This window comes from Elusimicrobium sp., from assembly GCA_015062115.1.
GTDB lineage: Bacteria > Elusimicrobiota > Elusimicrobia > Elusimicrobiales > Elusimicrobiaceae > Avelusimicrobium.
On the sequence record SUVG01000002.1, the window covers coordinates 197,476 to 215,437 of the forward strand.

The window sequence follows — 17,962 nt, forward strand, 5'->3', positions numbered from 1 at the left end:
TAGTGTATGAAACAGGGGTTTACCTTAATAGAATTGTTGGTGGTTGTTTTGATTATCGGTATTTTATCCGCGGTGGCACTTCCGCAATACGAAAAGGCGGTGGAAAAATCCCGCGTGTCTCAAGTGGTATCGATATTGAAAGCCATTAAAGATGCGGAAGAAGTTTATTATTTAGCCAATGGTACTTATACCGCTGACCCGGAAAATTTGGATATCGCATGGGGAGATTTACCTAAAGGCTGGAGTTTGGTTTTGATGGGAGATTCTTCGCAAAAAGTGGAGGCTTTTCGCGATGGAAGAACCGTAAGTATTGTTTATGGGTTCGACCATAGAACCACCGATGCAAGATTGGCGGGCGCACTCTATTGCGCCGGTAAAACTTCCGAGCCGAAGGCCGTAAGCCTATGCAAGAGTTTCGGCGGAAAGGAACTGGTGGTGGACGGAAGTTGGAGCCGATATTATATTCAGTAAAATAAAAAACCCCCGCAAAAAAGCGGGGGTTTTTGTTTTCCTAAACTTTATTTTTTAATTTGTACTTTGGACATCATATCGTACATAATGATGCTGGCCGCGGCGGAAGCGTTCAAACTTTCCACTCCGCCTTTTTGCGGAATAGAAATTACTTCGTCGCAATTTTCGGCCGTTTTTTCGCGAATACCAAACCCTTCGGAACCGATAACGAGTACCGCCGGAGAGGCATATTCCATAGTGGTAATAGATTTGCCGGCCATATCGGCACCGTAAATCCAAAAACCTTCTTCTTTTAAGTCGTTTAAGGCTGCCGACAGGTTGGCTACTTCCACGATGTTGATGTTTTCAATCGCGCCGCAAGCCACTTTATACACGGCAGGCGTAATGCCTACGGTACGGCGGTTGGGCAAGATGATGGTGGAAAAACCCAAACAAGCCGCACTGCGGATAATGGCTCCCAGGTTTTGCGGGTCGGTCATTTCGTCCACGGCGAGCCACAAATCGTCTTTTTTACCGTCGGCTTCGTAGATAGCATTGGAAAGTTTCATCATTTTAACCGGTTGAATTTTAGCCATAATACCTTGGTGGTTGGCGTTATGGGTCAAGCGGTCTAAAATTTTATTTTCAATGCGGTCGATTTTCACATTTTGGCGTTTGGCCAAACGGATAATATCTTCCACGGCGCGGTGCCCGGCTTTCGAGTCGGACACATAAAGTTGCGTGACATTGCGTTTTTTACTGCGCAAGGCTTCTTGTACAGGGTGAATCCCGTAAATCATATCTAAATTATCGTTCATAAATTCTCCTTTTAGCCGATTTCAGCCGAGCCGAAACTCATGCCTACTTCCAACGCATAGCGTACTTCTTCTCCGTGCGGATCTACGCGTTTAAGTTTGGAAATGGCATCGGCAATTTTTACTTCCGTCATTTCAAAAGCGTGTAAGGAAGCCATATACCCGAATTTGCCTTCCACTACCATATCCAAGGCTTTTGCCCCATAGAGGGTAGAAAGCCAACGGTCAAAAGCCGTGGGCGTGCCGCCGCGTTGGGTGTGGCCGAGCACGCAGGCGCGCGATTCAATGCCCGTTTTTTCTTCAATCATTTGGCTTAATTTGTTGGCAATACCGCCCAAGCGTATGGCATCGGTACTACCGGCAACGGTGCGGGCGATGGCCTGCTCGCCCTGTTCGTTTTTGGCCCCTTCCGCGGCTACCACAATGCTAAAGTTTTTGCCTTTGCTTTTGCGATCCAAAATATACTTAACGATTACATCATCGTTGTACGGAATTTCGGGGATAAGCACAATATCGCCCCCGCCGGCAATCGCCGAGCGAAGCGCAATCCAACCGGCATAACGGCCCATGGTTTCCACAATCATCACGCGGTGGTGGCTTTGGGCGGTGGTGTGCAGGCGGTCTATGGCTTCAGTAGCAATAGCAAGTGCGGAATCAAACCCGAAGGTTTGGTCGGTGGCGGACAAATCGTTATCAATGGTTTTCGGTACGGCTACAATAGGCATACCCAGTTCCACAAATTTTTGGGACATGTGGAGTGTTCCGTCTCCGCCGATGGTAATAAGCGCGTCCAACTGATTGGCCTTAAAGTTGTGAAACGCCACACTGGATAAATCGCGCGGAGTTTCCGGGGAACCGAAGGGGGGGAGGGTGTAATTAAAGGGGTTGGCGATATTGCTGGAACCCAAAATAGTACCGCCCAAAGTTAAAATACCGGAGACTGTTTCGTTGGTGATATGCATAAACTCGTTGCGTACAAGACCGTCAAAACCGTTTTTGAACCCCAGTACTTCAATACCCCGTTTGAGTGCATTTTTGCTGACGGCACGAACAACTGCGTTTAAGCCGGGACAATCCCCTCCGGCAGTCAAAATACCGATTTTCTTAATCGTCATTTTTATCCCCTCCTATAAATAAGCAGATAAGGCACTTAATGCCCAAAGTACAAAAAATTGTCCGTCGATTAAAGTTTCGTCTTTTACACTACGCGTAGTGCTCTTGCTGTAGTAATACACGACAATAGAAACGGTATAAACAAGGCCGAGCAAAAGCATGGCTACCAGCGAGCGTTTCCACGGTAAAGACCACAAAATTCCCAACACCGCCGCCAACGAAACAAGCAGGAAAGTAACCACCCATTTGGTTTTCTTCATACCGAAGGCTTTGTAAAAACTTTCACGGCCGATGATAAGGTCTTTATTGGCGGACGAAAACCCGAGCGTTACCGAGCGCATAAACACCAGCAGTATGGCGTAGAAAATAGCCAAATACGAAGATTTCCTCAATAACATACCGTTGGTAAAAGCCGGCAAAAACGCACAACAATATCCCCAACCGAGCGCGGTGAAAAAGTCTTTTGTACCGGGTAGGGATAAGAGTTTAGATTTAAGAAAGTGACGGGAAGGATACAAAAGCCCCGCTACCAATATAGGAAGGGTAAACAACGCTACCAACGGGGAGATGAACCACCCGATAAGGAGCGTAAGCCCGACAGAGACATACCAAAAACTGCGTTTTATCTTGCCGATTTGTTGAGGCTTGTCTTCGTACACGCGGTTAAGCGAGGTTAAGCCGAAAATAAAGAACCAGGAAAACAGAATATGTTTCCAACTAAAAGGCAGGCCTTCCAACTTCATGCATACAAAGGTTAAGGCCGAGGCTGCCGAGGCCGTATAAAGGCAATTACGCACTAAAAATTGCCAGGCTTTTTGGCAGAGGTTAGCGGGCAAAAAAGAGGCTTTGGATTTACGCAGTTCTCTTACGAAGGCCGCTACGCGGTCAATGACCCAGTTGGGGGTAGAAGCACCGGCCGTGATAAAGATTTTTTTGGCTTTTAAGACGGCGTTTTTATCCAGTTCATCTTCCGTTTCCACGTGTTGAACAGCGGGGGCAAGGTCTTGGCATAAAAGGGCCAAACGCGCCGTGTTGGCACTGTGTTTTCCGCCTACTACAATCACAAGATCGGCACTTTTGGCCAGTTCAATGGTTTCTTTTTGGCGGTCTTTGGTGGGTTGGCAGATGGTATTGGAAATTTGGCACTCATCGGCGTGCTTTTTAATTTCTTCCGCGGTTTCATAGAAAACACTTTCTTTTTGCGTGGTTTGGGAAACAACATTTACTTTGTCAAAATGTGGCAGGCGGGAAGCTTCTTCCGGGCCGGAAACGACGGTGCCTTTCCCCTGTGCATAGCCTAGCAGACCAATCACTTCGGCATGTCCGCCGTCACCGACAATAACAGTGTGATAACCTTGGTCGGCAAATTTGGCGATGATATTTTGCGCGTGCTTAACGAGCGGGCAGGTGGCATCTACCACTTCCATACCGCAAGATTCGATTTCTTGCTGAAATTTGGGCGTAATGCCATGGGCCCGAATGACGAGCACTCCGTTTTTGTCGGAAGCGTCCTGCGGGTGGTCAATAGAAGTAATCTGTTTGGCAGCCAACATATCGGTTACCTGTTTGTTGTGAATCAGGGGCCCAATCGTATAGACGGGTTTTTTGCCTGCGGCTTCCAATTCCAGTACTTTGTCTATCGCGCGTTTTACGCCGGGGCAAAACCCCGCGCTTTTGGCGACGGTTACATCTTGTTGTTTCTCCATATCTATATTATAGAAAATATAAGGGTTTTTCGTATGGGGAATCTGGGGTTAGAAACGAATGCCCGCGCGAAGCGAGAGTTGGGTTTCCCAGCGGTTAGATAAACGGTAAAAATTACCTATGCGGGTAGCATCGTTGTAGATAAAGTTAAGTTCCGCTCCGGCAAAAATCATTTCCCATACATCGGTTTCCAACCCTAAGCCCAGTTGGTAGTAGGTAGAGTCGGCCGATTCTTGCCACCCGAGAGAGAAGTCCAGTTCGCGGGAAGTTCTGCCGATGCCGAATAGCATATACGAGCGGGGGAGTGTGTTTGCCGACAAGAGCAGTTTGCCTACGGCTCCAAGTCGATTGACACGGTATTTTTCCACCCCGGGGAAGTTTTCTTTGGCAAAGGTAGTTCCTTCTATACCCAGGGCCAGATACGGGCAGGAATAGAAGAGGGCACGCACCGAGAGACCTTTTTGATTGGAAAAGGCTTTCAGCCCGGAAGCATCTTTGAGTTGCACAAAATCGACAACGCCTGCTGCGGATATTTCCCAAGCGTCCGGAACGGAGGATTTTTCGGTAGAGGAAGAGCCGGCAGTATAAAACTGCGCGTAGCCGGGGGATATCCAAGCAAATAACCAACAACCGATGAGAAGTACTTTTGCAAAATAAGTTTTCATTTATCCAGCTCTTCTAAATATTTTTCTAAAATATCCGCCGCGCTTTTTACTTTATCCGGGCACGGGCGAGCCTTGTAGTATTGTGCGGTGCGGCGTTCGGGCTCGGGATTGACGGGTGTGGGCGGTTGCCCCAAGAGTTCCCGGCAGATAATAGAGCCGTTTTCTTCTTTGAAGCGGTTACAAAGTTCCTGAACACGCGCATAGAATAAGGTTTTTTGAGAGTGATCGGTAGGGTCTTTGGGGGCATGTTTTAAGGAAAACATCATACACATGGCGCTGACCGCACCGCAAATTTCGCGCTGTCTTCCCAGCCCGCCACCAAAGCAAGCCGAAAGGTTTCGGGCTGTAGTTTCGTCCATGCCCAAGCTCTCACAAAAAGCGCAACTGACGGCTTGTGCGCAATTATCTCCGTTTAGGAATAGTTCTTTTGCCTTATCGCCTTTAGTCATATTTTATTTGAAGGAAGGTCTGTAAATAAATGAAAGTAAACTGTCTTTTACGTGGTCTCTGCGCCAAGAAAAAAAGTTTTCTTTATCCCCGCAAGTGCAGTAGTAGGGAAGTTTGATGTCCGTGGGTTCAATGCCCGCCGCTACGAGTTGTTGGGTAATTTCCGTATTCAAATTGACGAAAATTTTTCCTCTTTTGTGCACCACGCTTCTGGGAGAGAATTGGGAAGCGGCATCTTCCTGTACTTCAAAACAGCAACTTTGAATATGCGGCCCTGCCCAAGCAAAGATTTTGCCTTTGGCTCCTGCTTGTCTCAATGTTTGGGCCGTTTTGTGCGGCAATTGTTTTACTACCCCGCGCCAACCGCAATGGGAAAGAGCGAAGTGTTCGCCTGTTTCGTCCCATAAAAAGAGCGGCACGCAATCGGCCGTTAAAATGGCTCCGCCCCAACCGTCCACGGAGAATACCCAGCCGTCCGCTTGTTGCAAGGGGGCCTTTTGCAGTTCCTCGGCTTGATGAGGAGAAGAAACCTGTATAATTGTATCACTGTGGGTTTGCGAAAAATGAAGGATTTTTTCGGCCGGAATATCTAACTCTTTGTAGACAGATTCTTGGGCTTGCGTTTCGCGCATGTTGCCCGTATGGCGGGAAAGAGTTCCGCCGATTAAACCGCAAGAAAGCATTCTGTTATCTGCGTAAATTTTCATACATTTAATTTTTTAAGCCGAACGGACGAGGGCTTTTCCCCCAGTAAAATAGCGGCTTGTTGTTTGAATTTTTGCGGGTCATCACTGGCGTAAACCGTCAATTTTCCTTTCCCTTTTATTTCGGCACATTGATGAGCCGCTAAAAATTGTTGGGCAGTTTGAGCCAACGTTTGGGCGGAGTCCACCAGTTTTACTTTCTTCCCTAAAATTTTAGCAATGAGTGATTTTAACACGGGGTAATGCGTACAACCCAAAATAACGGTATCGGCACCGCTTTTTTCCACTCCCTTTAAGTATTCCCGCGCAATCAACTCTGCCGCCGGTTTTTTACCCCAGTTTTCTTCTACAAGCGGTACAAATAGCGGGCAGGCTTGCCCCGTCACTTTAATCGCAGGGGAACTCTTGGCCAGTGCGTGTTCGTAAGCTTTGCTTTTAATGGTTCCCTGCGTTCCCAAAACGGCAACTTTGTTGTTTTGGGTGCTTTGGGCAGCTTTGGCGGCGCCCGGTTCAATAACGCCGATGACCGGAACGGAAATTTGTTTTTGCAGTTGGGGCAAAGCAAAGGCGGAAGCCGTATTGCAGGCTACTACAATGAGTTTAGCGTTTTGCTCTTGTAAAAAACGGGCAATCGCCAAGGAAAAACGGGTAACCGCAGTTTTCGATTTAGAACCATAAGGAACATTGGCGGTATCCCCGAAATAAATTAAATCTTCGTGAGGCAAAGTGCGGCGCAAGGCTTTTAAGATAGTCAGCCCGCCCAAGCCGGAATCAAAAACGCCGATAGGTTGCTTTTTCATATAAGGTATTATAGTATTTATTCAAGGGGGCATGCCAATTAGGAAAAATTTTCCCTCTTGCTCTTCTTTGTGCTAGAATATCATTATGTATAGAAAGGTATGGTTGGTATTATCGTGCGTATTGGGGTTAAGCCTTGCGGCGTTTGCTGCACCGGCCGAATCTTCTTCTGCATTGATTGTAGGGGGGAGTTTCTCCTCGCAAACCAACACTTCCGCTCATCAGCAAGTTTTCAACCAAAAAGCCCGCAATGCGGAAATCGCTTCCTTGAACGAAAAGTTAAGAAATAACCAATTTGAAGATGTTGTAAAACGCATCAATTCTTTAACGGCGCGCAATTTTTTGGATAACCGTTTTCACTTGTTGTTGGCCCTTGCGTATGACGGCCTGGGGCGTTACGACGATGTTATTTATTCCGCCTCGCAAGCCATTGCTGTTGCTCCGCAAGATTCCCGTGCTTACATTTTGCGTGCCGGTGCGTATTTGCACTTGGAACAGTATGAACGCTGCCGCATGGATTTGGACAATGCCCTGAAGCTAAATCCTTCTTCCAAATTGGCTCAAAAAATAGAGGAAGAATTAAACGCCAAAACTTTTGTTAAAAAACCGAAACCGGAACCGATTGCCACTTCCAAAAAACCGACACCCCGTTGGGTGATTTTCTATTTCCTTGCCGTGGTAGCTGCCATCTTGCTGTATGTGTATTGGCGGTACGAAGATTTATTCCACCAACCTAAAAATGCCTTCTCCCGCCGAGAAGTAGAAGTGAAGGAACAGTACGATTTTATCCGCCAAATCGGGGAAGGCGGCATGGGAAAAGTGTTTGAAGCCTACGACCGCGTGCTTAAACGCAAAGTAGCCATTAAACGCGTGCGCCCGGAACTGGTGCGCAGTTCTTATGTGCGGGAGCAGTTCTTATCCGAAGCGCGCATGGTGGCTCTTTTGCGCCACCCGTGCATTGTGGAAATTTACACGGTTATCGAGTCGGAAAGTTCGCTTTATTTGGTGTTTGAATATGTGGACGGGCAAACCTTGGAAACTCGTTTGGATATAGACGGCCGCTTGCCCTTCTCCAAAGCCAAACAGGTTTTTGAATATGTATGCCGCGGGCTCCATTATGCGCACTCGCAGGATATTATCCACTGCGATTTGAAGCCCGGAAACATTATGATTTTTGATGAAGAAAAAGCAAAAGTAATGGATTTCGGTGTAGCCAAAAAATCGGTGGATCACGAAACGGGTGCCCGCACGGTAGCAGGTACGCCTGCGTATATGGCTCCCGAACAACAAAAGGGCTTTATGCGTAAACAATCCGATATTTATTCTTTGGCCCTTTGCTTATACGAAGCCTTGGTGGGACAAGTGCCCTGGACGGTAAAAGGTTTCGACATTGCCAATAAAAAAATCGTTCCCGCTTCCAAGTTGGCCCCCAATATCCCTCCTGCGGTAGATTCTCTCTTGGAAGATGCCTTGAAGGAAGACCCGAAAGAGCGTGTGCAATCTATCGATGAGTTCTGGAGCCGCCTACAGGCCATTGATCCGTTGGAAGAAGATTTGGAACACACGCACTATTGATTTTATCTTTCGTCTGCTCTACAACGAGGAGGTTATGATGAATAAAGGTTTTACTTTGATAGAACTTTTGGTGGTAGTTCTTATTATCGGCATCTTGTCTGCCGTTGCACTTCCCCAATACACTAAAGCGGTAGAAAAATCGCGCGCCGTACAAGCGATTACATTGGTCAAAGCCGTGAAGGATGCCGCCGAGGTGTATCGCATGGCAAACGGGGTATATCCCAGCAATTTAAGTCAAATTGATATAGAAGTGTCCACTAATTTGAAAGATTTTGTGTGGGATGAAAGTGAGTTTTCGGACGGCCGTTTCGCGCTTAAGCGTCGCGGGGCTGATCTAGGCTATTTTATTATTTTTAGTGGCACAAACCGTACAAGCCCCTCTTTTAGTATGGACGAAATCGCCGGGGTGTTGTATTGCTCCAGCGATACCAAAAAAGGGATAGAAATTTGCCGCGCCGTAGGAAAGAAAAAATTAAATGCGTCTTTCGGCGGTTTCGAATTTTGGGGCGTCTAATCTTTAGATGTTGAGCAGTTGTTTCAGACTGTCAAATACTTGGCGGTTTTTCAGTTGCGGATTCCATTTCGGACTGAAAAGTTCGTCACTTACTACCAAAGCCGCGGCCGCTTTTACCTTCCGCTTTTTACACACGCTATACACTGCGCTTATTTCCATATCCACAGTCAGCACCTGCTTTTTTTGGTAATGTTTTACTTCTGCTTTTGTTTCGCGAAAAAAAGCGGGTGCCGTCCAATTTTTCCCCAAATGAAAAGAAATTTTTTGCGCTTTTAATCGCTTTTGCCAATCGGTTAGGAGGGTTTTGTCTGCCTTGGCGGTTTCTTGCGAAGTGTAATACGTGCAAACTCCGTCCGCACAGACGGATTCTTGGCATAAAACGATATCTCCGGCCAATACTTCTTCCTGCAAACTTCCGCCTAATCCCACAAATAAAATTTCTTTTACACCTAAAGCGGCCAGCACCTCTACCACAGAAGCAACAGCCGAAGAGCCGGTGCCAAAATTGGTGACATAACAAGTGCCTTTATAAGTGTAGATATCGGCTAAACACCAGTATTTTTTCACGCCTGCCAAGCCGCTTAAATGCTTTGTTACAAGCGGGGTCATGGGGCACAAAACGGCCCGTTTGGGTAGCGTAAGTCCACAGGCGGTGTGGCGGATATATTCCTCCGCGGTTATGTAGGCGGGGAGAGCAGATTTTTTGGTATGGGAAAATAAAATACTCATAGCGGTTTACTCGTCTTTCTTATACTATAGCAAAAAAAGATTTGCACGAAAATTACGAGGAGAAAAACCTTTACAAGCCCCTTCTTATGCGGTATCATTTAAGTATATCCGGTGTATCCGCGAGGTAAAAAATGTTGAAACAATATATCATCTCGGACAAAAAATTATTGGAAACCGACCAAACCGCACAAGTGTATGTATATACGAACCCGACGGTAGAGGAGCAACGCTTGTTGGTGGAGCGGTACCAAATTGACGAACATACCTTGGCTTCCGCGTTAGACCCGGACGAACTCCCGCGTTTGGAATTTGAGCCCGAACATATCGCCATGATTTACAAACGCCCGAAAAATTATTCGGGGAAAGACCAGTTGGAATTCAAAGTGGCTTCGGTGGGCATGTTTTTATTTGAAGACAAGTTGATTGTGGTGTTGGCAGAAGATATCCCGCTTTTTGTCGGGAAACGCTTTCACACTGTTTCTTCCATTAAGGAAGTGTTTTTGAAACTTGTTTACAACTCTATTTCTCATTATGTGGAGCACTTGCGCATTATTCATATGATTTCGGAAGAAATCGAAGACAAAATTACCGAGTCTATGGATAATACTTATTTGCTGAACTTATTTAGTTTGGTAAAAAGTTTGGTGTACTATGCCGAAGCCATTACTTCTAACGGCTTTGTATTCGAAAAAACCCGCAATCTTTCCGGTCGTATCGGCTTTAATGAAAGAGACGAAGAAATGTTGGACGATATTATTGTAGAAAACCGCCAATGTAAAGCCCAGGCGGATATTTACTCCAACATTTTGGCCCAGTTGTTAGATGCGCGTTCTTCTATCGTAAACAACAACTTAAACCAACTAATCAAAAAATTAAATGTTATTACCATTTGGATGATGGTTCCTACCTTTGTGGTAAGTGCCTACGGTATGAACGTGGCGCTGCCGCTTTCCCAACACCCCAATGCTTTTTGGATGCTAATGGGGATATGTTTACTTTTGGTGTGGTTGGTTATTATGTTTTGGCGTCATAAAAATTGGTAATTGTTTATTGCAAATAAAAACCCCCGCTCATTTGAGTGGGGGTTTTTTATGCATAAATGAAATTTATTTTTCCACTTTAATTTTGCGGAAGGCCCTGTACAAAACGGCCAAAAGCCCAAAAAGCACATAAAGGGAAAACACGATAAAAATAACATCTTGCGGAAAGCGAATCAACATTACTACCAAGAATACAATTAAAAGTAATGTCCATACGCTAAGTCCTTTTTCGCGTTTGGATTTGAAAGCCGCATAAGGCACATTGGATACCATGAGAAGCGACAAAATCAGCATGGCAAACCATACAAAGTTATACAAGTGCGGCAAATAGACGGTTAAAAGGTGAATATTGCGCCCGCCCATGTTGCCTTCCATAATGCTATACGAAATGGCAAACGAGGCCAAAATAGCGGCCGCGGCCGGGGTTGGCAAACCGGCAAAATATTTTTTGGAACCTTCGCCCGCATAAGCCATTGCGTTGAATTTGGCAAGACGCAATACGCCAAAACAAGCGTACACACAGGCAATCGGGGCACCCCAAATCGGTTGGGTGTGGAGCACAAAAAAGTACATAAGCATGGCCGGAGCGGTACAGAAAGAAACAGCATCGGCCAAAGAATCCATTTCCACGCCGAAGTTGCTTTCCGTGCCTAGCAAACGCGCGATGCGTCCGTCGAACATATCAAACACCATGGCGAACAAAATCAGCCAGCCGGCTTGGGCGAAATTTCCTTTGGTAGCCGCTAAAATAGAGAAGAACCCGCAGGCCAAATTCCCCAAGGTAAAGAGCGACGGAGCCGTAATGGCACCGGTGTGTTTTAACTTGCTGACGACATTGTTTTCTTTCTTTTCGGTCATAACTTAAAGCCTCTATTTCCACAACGCCAAAACGGTAATACCGCCTTGAACTTTTTGGCCTTCTTTTACCAGCACGCGCACTTTGTCTTTCGGCAGATATACCGCCACTTGAGAACCGAAGCGCACTAAACCGATATGTTGCCCGACTTTGATATCTTGGTCTTTGTTTACCCAGCATTCAATGCGGCGGGCAATAGCCCCGGTGATTTGCTCTACGTGAGCAAAGCGGGCCGGGTCGCCGTCTTTGAAAAGTTGAATCAAATTGCGTTCGTTTTGATTGGCGGCAGGGTTATTGGCGAAAAGGAAAGTCCCTTTATTGTAAAAAATGTCGCCTACTTTGCCGGAGACCGTCGCGCGTTGTACGTGGACATCGAAAATAGATAAGAAGATGCGCACTACTACGGAGTTCGGGTCGTCTTCCGTTTTGATGGAAAGCACGGTGCCGTCAGCCGGGCAGGCAATTTCATCTTCGGTAAAAACGGTTTCGCGTTTCGGGTCGCGGAAGAAAAAGGCGCAAAAGCACGCAACCAACAGACAAATTCCGCCTACAAAACGGAACCCGAAAAACAAAAAGACCGCGGCCACGGCCACGGCAATCGCAAAAAATTTAAGCCCCATGGGCAAAACGGTAGAAACCCAACCAAAACACTTGGAAAAAGTACGGTTGATATCTTCAATCATAAGTATTAGTTACTGGTGGGATAAATTAAATGGCAGGAAAGTAAGAGTGGGCAGGGGGGGACTTGAACCCCCACGACCTTGCGGTCAACAGATTTTAAGTCTGTCGCGTCTGCCATTCCGCCACCAGCCCTCTTATATATTTATTTTAACAAAAAATGCGTTTCTTTGCACTCTTTAATTTCAAATTATTCCGCCAAATCCTTCCAGAAAGGGATTTTCCTTGATACAATCTTCCGACTTTAGGTAATCAATCAGGTGATTATAATCATTTAGCGAAATGACATCTTCATCTTCTTCTTTTGTGATGGCAAAGTGGTCGCTGTTTGTGATACGGTGCAAGCGTTTTACAAAAGAGTAGAGGTCTTTGGCTACTACTATCTTGTCGTCCTCGTCTCTGCCGAAGGTGATGATTTGTCCGGGGGTTCCCCAGGAATCCGGCGCTAAATCCAGGCCAATGTGATTGCCGCCGCTATCCCCACATAAAGGAATCCATTGGGGAATGGAATAGCGTTTTTGAATATAATTTAACGGGGCAGAGGTGGCACACTCGCTCATATCGTTTAAATCTGCTTCGCTTAGTTCTTCCCGCACTTCTTTCCAAGCAGTCCACTCCCTTAAGATATCCTCTAAGGAATAAAGATGAAATCCTAAGAGGATCCCGCAAAGTTTTTCTTGTTTTTCGCCGTTATTTATTTTGTAGAGTTGTTTAAATTGCTCGGGTAATAAGAGGCCGATTTTTGCCTCTAACTCGGTAATTTGTTCGTCGGTTGCGGGAGCGTTTAACTGGTTCAAAATAGAAGGGAATTTGCTTTGAATGGCCTTTTTGTACGCTTCCCAAGGGTTTATTTCGTTTGTGAGATTAGACATAGGATAACTCCAGTTTCTGCATTATTTTTCGGAGATTTTAAGACTATTGTAAAATTTACGGCAAAATAAAGTTTTAACTCCTAACTTTTTTAAGTCGGCCTGGAGTTGGCGGTCGTCTGTCACGGCTACCACCCGTTGGCCCGTTTGGGCGGCATAAGCGGCGCGTTCGTAGATGATTTGGTCGGCACTTTCTTCTTCCGAAAAAGAAATATGAACCCCCGCTCTGTATAGCGGGCCCACCGGGCGGAAAGAGCCGTCAAAAACCACTTCGTATTGATGCATGCAGTAGTGTTCGTCTCGGGAAATATCGGTGAGAAAATCTAAAAAATCGGCGGTTATTTCTTCTTCCGAGCGGGCAAATTCGTACAGAAAACTGCGCACTAAATTAAGGCCGTCAATTAAATAAAGGGTAGATTTTGTGGTTACATACATATTTTATTTGCCTATCTTGCAAAAAATTGTTATAAGAAAATGATACAATATAATGCTAAATTGTAGGAAGGTCTTTGACAATTTCCGTATTTACGGGGGTGTAATAGATTCGACGGGTATCTGTTGCCGCCCGGGAGCAAGTGCCGGTTGGCCAGGCCGGCTAAAATAGGGCCAAAAAAATAAGCAACAACAATCAAGTTGCCTGGGCTAACGCTTAGTCCCACCGCTCCTTTAGTGTCTTCCATGCGCTAGAGGGTTGCGGTCACAACATGGAACGCGGTAAAGCGGGCGCGGTTCGTCCGGCTTTACTTAAGACTCACGAACCAAACCGCAAACGTGCCGTTTCGCGCTTAGTTTGCGGTTATGATAGCGAAACTAAACTTGTAGAGCCTGGGAGGAAAAGATGTTCGGACGGGGGTGCGAATCCCCCCACCTCCACTTTTATATAAGTAAACCGGATGCGGAAATTGCAAGATAACAAGAAGATTTTACCTTTATAACGGGAGAAATTATGGCAACGGAAATTAAGTTCGGCACCGATGGTTGGAGAGGCGTAATTGCTTGGGATTTTACTTTTGAAAATGTCCGCCGTATGGCACAGGCCTTGGCAGATTATATCAACGAAAATGCCCCCAGCGACGAAAAAGGAAAACTGCCCAAAATTTTTGTAGGATATGACCGTCGTTTCATGTCGGATTTGTTCGCCGCCGATATTGCCAGTATCTTCCGTTCTAACAAAATTGATGTTACCCTGTCCGATCGCCCCGTTTCCACTCCCGTGGCCGCGTGCTTGAGTTTAAGTAAATTTTGGATGAGCATTATGGTAACCGCCAGCCATAACCCGGCCAATTACAATGGTATTAAAATTAAATTAGCCGGCGGTTCTGCTTCTTCTCGCGTAACCAAAGAAGTGGAAGACTTTTTAGACTGCAATTCCATTTTGCTTCTTTACGGACAAAAAGCCGAACAAAAAGATTTGACTGATGTTTACTTTAAGTATGTATCCGGTCATGTAAACACCAAAAAACTACAAACCTTTAAGGGCAAAGTAGTAATGGATTATATGCACGGCGCGGCGGCCGGATATATGGATAAATTCCTGCCTTCCAAACAAATCATTTCCCTGCGTGCCGAACATGACCCCACTTTTGGGGGGATTCAGCCCGAACCGGTGGAAAAGAATTTAGCCGTTTTGAAGAAAACCGTGCTTGAAAAGAAAGCCGCTCTCGGTGTAGCCTTTGACGGCGACGGAGACCGGGTGGCATTGGTGGATGAAAAAGGTTTTTATTTGACCCCTTGCCAAATCGCCGCGGTATTGTGCGATTACCTGATTAAACATAAAAAACTGAAAGGGAAAATCGTGCAAACGGTTTCCATGGGGTATTTGCTTAGACGTATCGCCCGCAAGTACGACATGATGTTTGAAGAAGTAAATGTCGGGTTCAAACATGTAGCCGAACGCATGGCCCTGGAAGAAGTAGCCTTCGGGGTGGAAGAATCCGGCGGTTTTGCCTGGCGCGGAAACCTGCCTGACCGGGACGGTTTAACGGTTGCTTTGGCGTTCTTGGAAGTGATGGCTGTTACCGGCAAAAAAGCCAGCGAACTTTGCGCGGGTATCGCCGAGGAATATGGCGCCTCCGTCTATTTGCGCCGCGATTTACCGCTTACCAAGCCGCTTGATAAAGCCGCTTTAACGGAAAAACTGCGCAAGAAATTGCCGAAAAAAATTAACGGTCACAAAGTAGCGGAACTTTTAACTTTTGACGGCTTAAAAATTTTACTTGATAACGACGAGTGGTTGTTGTTGCGCCCGTCCGGCACGGAACCCGTGTTGCGCGTATATGCGGAAAGCGTAACCAAAAAGGATACGCAAGCCTTGTTAGATTTTGGCGAAAAATTGGCCACCCCGTATTTGAAATAGATTCTTTATGCTAAAAATCGCTCTTGTAGATGATTCCGTTATTTTGCGTTCTGCCATTAAGAACGTGTTAGAATCTTCCGGTTTTGAGATAGTGTTAGAAGCTGGCGGTTCTGCGGAATTGTTTGCGGGGTTGGAGGAAAAAAAGGCGGATGTCGTTTTGTTGGATATTTTTTTCCCGACGGAAAACGGATTGGATATTTTGGCAAAAATAAAAAAAATGTTTCCGCAGACAAAAGTGTTAATCGTTACCGGACTCAGGCAAGACACTATTTTGGAAGAGGCCCAACGCTTAGGTGCGGACGGCGTGTTGTATAAGCCGTTTGATACGGACGAACTGCTAGCCACGATTCATCGCATTATTCAATAATAAAAAACCCTCCGTACAGGAGGGTTTTTTATTTGGTAAAGTCGAGCCTTCTTATAGTCGTAGCCACTTAAATTCCGCAAACAATAATACCGAGAAAAATACCACCGGCCCCCAACCTGCCACAAAGGGGTTAATATATCCGTTTTCCCCGAAGGAAGTGAACATGGACATCATCCACCAAAAGGTAAATGCGATTACAATGGAGGCTAAAATGTTCAAAATCTTACTTTTTCGGCGGGAACTGATAGCAAACGGCATACCCAGCAAACACATAATAACGGTTACAAACGGACTCGCCAAGCGCGATTGGCGCATGGTTTCGGCAGAGTAGTGCGCCAGGCCGCTTTTCTTTTGGAAATTGATGCGTTTGGTTAAATCCCGAATACTCAATAAATCGGGATCGGTTTTATCGACGGACATATCTTCCGGCTTGGTTTGCACGGGTGAAGCGGTTTGTTCAAAGATTTCTTCTTCCGTATCCATTTCGTTGGCAAAAGTGCGTTTGATGCCATTGGCAAATAACCAACTGGAAGAGTCCGGATCCCACACCATTTGTTCCGCAATGATTTGGTTGGCAATATCCCACTCGTCGGTGTAAGTGTCCACGGAAACATTTTTCATGGAGCCTTTTTTTAAGTCCACTTCTTTAGCAAACAACATTTGATAGGGGGAAATTTTAATAACAACATCTTTTTCCGCGTATTGGTTAAAATCGGTACGCGCTTTTACGCGGGTGTAGTATATTTCGTCCGCTTTAATGTTAAGCGGCGGAACTACAAATTCCTGCATCAGCATGGTTGCTGCTACGACGGTTAAAATACACGCAATAATCGGCTTAAACAAATCTCTGGGTGCAAACCCGCCCGCCACGCAGGCTGTCCACTCTCCGTTAGAAACCATTTCGGAAATGGTGGAAATAGCCCCTAATAAACAGGCTACCGGCATAATTGTAGTTAACCAGTTAGGGAAAGTAAGAAACGAGTAAGAGAGTACATCTAAAATGGTGGTAGTGCCGTTTCCCAGATTTTTCATTTTTTCAAAAGTGTCACCCAATACGACTAAGGCGGCAAAAACCCCCAGGGCAAAGAAAAACGGCCCCCAAAATTTTTTGGCAATATAAATATAAATGCGATACATAACTAAATATTAAGCCTCTTTTTCCAAAGCCAGTAGGCTACTCCCGCTCCGGTAAAAATGGGCAACCACGGGCCGGGATAGGATATCCACCCGTATTTTTTACCAAGGGAGAGGCCAAAAGTCATCAACAGATAAAAAGTGAAAATAATGATGACGCTAAACAACATACCCCAGCCCTTGTTAGTCCGTTTACCGAACGAAAAACCAATCGGGCAACTGACAAACAATAAAATAATCGGCGACAACGCAAGCACATTTCTCATACTGATGGTGGTTTTATATTCGTTGGCCAATTTTTCTTCTACCAGCCCCGTACGCAATAAACGCAGGAGTTTGGTGGTGGTCATTTCGCCCACTTTGCGGCTGCGTTCGCGGTCGCGCACGAGGGAAATACTCATGGTGTAATCATCAAAGTTGGCGGCGATAATGGAACTGTTATTTTTTTCGTCAATGCGTTGCATTTGTCCGTCTTCCAAATGTAAACCAATGGCGGTATCGGTCAAGATTACTTTGCCCGAAGTGGCATTTACTTTGGTGCTCAAAGCCCCTTCATCGTTTTTCTTGATTAAGTGAATCAGTTGCGCCGTGTGGGTGGAGGGGTCTAACTTTTCCAAGTACAAATCCCAATCTCCCAAGTTGATAAAAGTTTTAGGTTCTAAGGTTACTTTGGTAATTTTACTGCGGGCTTCTTCGCGGCGTTCCAAAAAGCGTTTGTAACTGCGGGGGGTTAACCAGTTGCCCAACACAAAGAGTAGTACCGATAGAGAAACCGCGCAAATAAGCAACGGCCGCACGATTTCCTTAAACGAAAATCCGGCTGCGCGCAAGGCAATCAGTTCGCCGTGTTCGCTCATAGAAGTTAAGGTTAACAGTACCGCAATTTGAAAAGCCATCGGTGCGCTTAAGCAAAACACATCGGGCAGTAAATTAAACAGAGAAGAAGCAATCCACCCGATACCGGTGCCGTATGTCATGGCCATATCCAGTACTTTGATGGAGCGCATCATAAAAATAACAAAGGTCAAAATGCCCGTTACCCCGGCAAAAAAGGTAAGCAGGCTTTTGGCTATATAGCGGGAAAAGATGCTAATGTTCATCTTTATTATTCTAACAAAATATCACGCTATAGGGGCGGAAAATCATAG

Annotated in this window: 20 protein-coding genes, 1 tRNA gene and 1 other RNA gene; 7 read left to right on the forward strand and 15 right to left on the reverse strand. The window is 45.8% G+C overall.

Going from position 1 to position 17,962, the window contains the following annotated elements; all coding sequences use genetic code 11:
- The first annotated feature begins 6 nt into the window (after positions 1-6).
- Positions 7-471: a prepilin-type N-terminal cleavage/methylation domain-containing protein gene (locus E7027_02175; GenBank protein MBE6420939.1), complete on the forward strand. Its 465-nt coding sequence runs from the start codon at positions 7-9 to the stop codon at positions 469-471.
- 47 nt (positions 472-518) lie between these two features.
- Here the strand turns inward: E7027_02175 and rlmB are convergent, their stop codons facing one another.
- The 7 genes from rlmB to E7027_02210 are packed head-to-tail and all read right to left on the reverse strand — an operon-like array spanning position 519 to position 6,698.
- Positions 519-1,268 carry a 23S rRNA (guanosine(2251)-2'-O)-methyltransferase RlmB gene (gene rlmB, locus E7027_02180; protein ID MBE6420940.1) on the reverse strand — a complete coding sequence of 250 codons (750 nt, stop codon included), beginning with the start codon at positions 1,266-1,268 and terminating at the stop codon, positions 519-521.
- A gap of 11 nt (positions 1,269-1,279) precedes the next feature.
- The gene (locus E7027_02185) at positions 1,280-2,380 is read right to left on the reverse strand and encodes a 6-phosphofructokinase (GenBank protein MBE6420941.1); all 1,101 of its coding nucleotides are present in this window, start codon (positions 2,378-2,380) and stop codon (positions 1,280-1,282) included.
- Between the two features lie 12 nt (positions 2,381-2,392).
- Entirely contained in the window at positions 2,393-4,084 is a 1,692-nt protein-coding gene (gene ispH, locus E7027_02190; protein ID MBE6420942.1) for a 4-hydroxy-3-methylbut-2-enyl diphosphate reductase, read from the reverse strand.
- 48 nt (positions 4,085-4,132) lie between these two features.
- Entirely contained in the window at positions 4,133-4,747 is a 615-nt protein-coding gene (locus tag E7027_02195) for a hypothetical protein (GenBank protein ID MBE6420943.1), read from the reverse strand.
- Entirely contained in the window at positions 4,744-5,196 is a 453-nt protein-coding gene (locus tag E7027_02200) for a C_GCAxxG_C_C family protein (protein MBE6420944.1), read from the reverse strand. The genes E7027_02195 and E7027_02200 overlap by 4 nt, the downstream gene beginning before the upstream one ends.
- Positions 5,197-5,199: 3 nt before the next feature.
- Positions 5,200-5,901, reverse strand: coding sequence for a polyphenol oxidase family protein (locus tag E7027_02205; GenBank protein MBE6420945.1), 702 nt, complete (start codon positions 5,899-5,901; stop codon positions 5,200-5,202).
- Positions 5,898-6,698 (reverse strand): glutamate racemase, encoded by an 801-nt coding sequence (locus E7027_02210; GenBank protein ID MBE6420946.1) that lies wholly within the window; start codon positions 6,696-6,698, stop codon positions 5,898-5,900. Before E7027_02210 ends, E7027_02205 begins: the two co-directional genes overlap by 4 nt.
- A gap of 85 nt (positions 6,699-6,783) precedes the next feature.
- On the opposite strand from E7027_02210, the gene E7027_02215 reads away from it, so the two are divergent.
- Together E7027_02215 and E7027_02220 are read left to right on the forward strand one after the other, a co-directional pair.
- Entirely contained in the window at positions 6,784-8,271 is a 1,488-nt protein-coding gene (locus tag E7027_02215) for a hypothetical protein (GenBank protein ID MBE6420947.1), read from the forward strand.
- A gap of 37 nt (positions 8,272-8,308) precedes the next feature.
- Positions 8,309-8,785 carry a prepilin-type N-terminal cleavage/methylation domain-containing protein gene (locus E7027_02220; GenBank protein MBE6420948.1) on the forward strand — a complete coding sequence of 159 codons (477 nt, stop codon included), beginning with the start codon at positions 8,309-8,311 and terminating at the stop codon, positions 8,783-8,785.
- A 3-nt stretch (positions 8,786-8,788) separates the two neighbouring features.
- On the opposite strand, the gene E7027_02225 is transcribed toward E7027_02220, so the two are convergent.
- Positions 8,789-9,514, reverse strand: coding sequence for a hypothetical protein (locus E7027_02225; GenBank protein ID MBE6420949.1), 726 nt, complete (start codon positions 9,512-9,514; stop codon positions 8,789-8,791).
- Positions 9,515-9,648: 134 nt separating this feature from the next.
- Between E7027_02225 and E7027_02230 the strand changes: the two genes are divergently transcribed.
- Complete coding sequence (locus tag E7027_02230) at positions 9,649-10,557, forward strand: magnesium transporter CorA family protein (protein MBE6420950.1); 909 nt, start codon at positions 9,649-9,651, stop codon at positions 10,555-10,557.
- Between the two features lie 63 nt (positions 10,558-10,620).
- Here E7027_02230 and pssA read toward each other — a convergent pair whose 3' ends face one another.
- The 5 genes from pssA to E7027_02255 all read right to left on the reverse strand — a co-directional run bounded on the left by pssA (position 10,621) and on the right by E7027_02255 (position 13,392).
- The gene (gene pssA, locus E7027_02235; protein MBE6420951.1) at positions 10,621-11,412 is read right to left on the reverse strand and encodes a CDP-diacylglycerol--serine O-phosphatidyltransferase; all 792 of its coding nucleotides are present in this window, start codon (positions 11,410-11,412) and stop codon (positions 10,621-10,623) included.
- Positions 11,413-11,424: 12 nt separating this feature from the next.
- The gene (locus tag E7027_02240) at positions 11,425-12,093 is read right to left on the reverse strand and encodes a phosphatidylserine decarboxylase family protein (protein ID MBE6420952.1); all 669 of its coding nucleotides are present in this window, start codon (positions 12,091-12,093) and stop codon (positions 11,425-11,427) included.
- 47 nt (positions 12,094-12,140) lie between these two features.
- Positions 12,141-12,223: transfer RNA gene (locus tag E7027_02245), tRNA-Leu, on the reverse strand.
- Positions 12,224-12,273: 50 nt separating this feature from the next.
- On the reverse strand, positions 12,274-12,960 hold the full coding sequence (locus E7027_02250) for a hypothetical protein (GenBank protein ID MBE6420953.1): 687 nt from the start codon (positions 12,958-12,960) through the stop codon (positions 12,274-12,276).
- A gap of 21 nt (positions 12,961-12,981) precedes the next feature.
- Complete coding sequence (locus tag E7027_02255) at positions 12,982-13,392, reverse strand: NYN domain-containing protein (protein ID MBE6420954.1); 411 nt, start codon at positions 13,390-13,392, stop codon at positions 12,982-12,984.
- A 94-nt stretch (positions 13,393-13,486) separates the two neighbouring features.
- Between E7027_02255 and ssrA the strand changes: the two genes are divergently transcribed.
- The 3 genes from ssrA to E7027_02270 all read left to right on the forward strand — a co-directional run bounded on the left by ssrA (position 13,487) and on the right by E7027_02270 (position 15,680).
- Positions 13,487-13,833: a transfer-messenger RNA gene (gene ssrA, locus E7027_02260) on the forward strand.
- 70 nt (positions 13,834-13,903) lie between these two features.
- Complete coding sequence (locus E7027_02265) at positions 13,904-15,313, forward strand: phosphoglucomutase/phosphomannomutase family protein (protein ID MBE6420955.1); 1,410 nt, start codon at positions 13,904-13,906, stop codon at positions 15,311-15,313.
- Positions 15,314-15,320: 7 nt separating this feature from the next.
- Entirely contained in the window at positions 15,321-15,680 is a 360-nt protein-coding gene (locus E7027_02270) for a response regulator transcription factor (protein MBE6420956.1), read from the forward strand.
- A 51-nt stretch (positions 15,681-15,731) separates the two neighbouring features.
- Here the strand turns inward: E7027_02270 and E7027_02275 are convergent, their stop codons facing one another.
- Together E7027_02275 and E7027_02280 are read right to left on the reverse strand one after the other, a co-directional pair.
- On the reverse strand, positions 15,732-16,817 hold the full coding sequence (locus E7027_02275) for a YjgP/YjgQ family permease (GenBank protein MBE6420957.1): 1,086 nt from the start codon (positions 16,815-16,817) through the stop codon (positions 15,732-15,734).
- Between the two features lie 2 nt (positions 16,818-16,819).
- Entirely contained in the window at positions 16,820-17,914 is a 1,095-nt protein-coding gene (locus E7027_02280) for a YjgP/YjgQ family permease (GenBank protein ID MBE6420958.1), read from the reverse strand.
- Positions 17,915-17,962 lie beyond the last annotated feature (48 nt).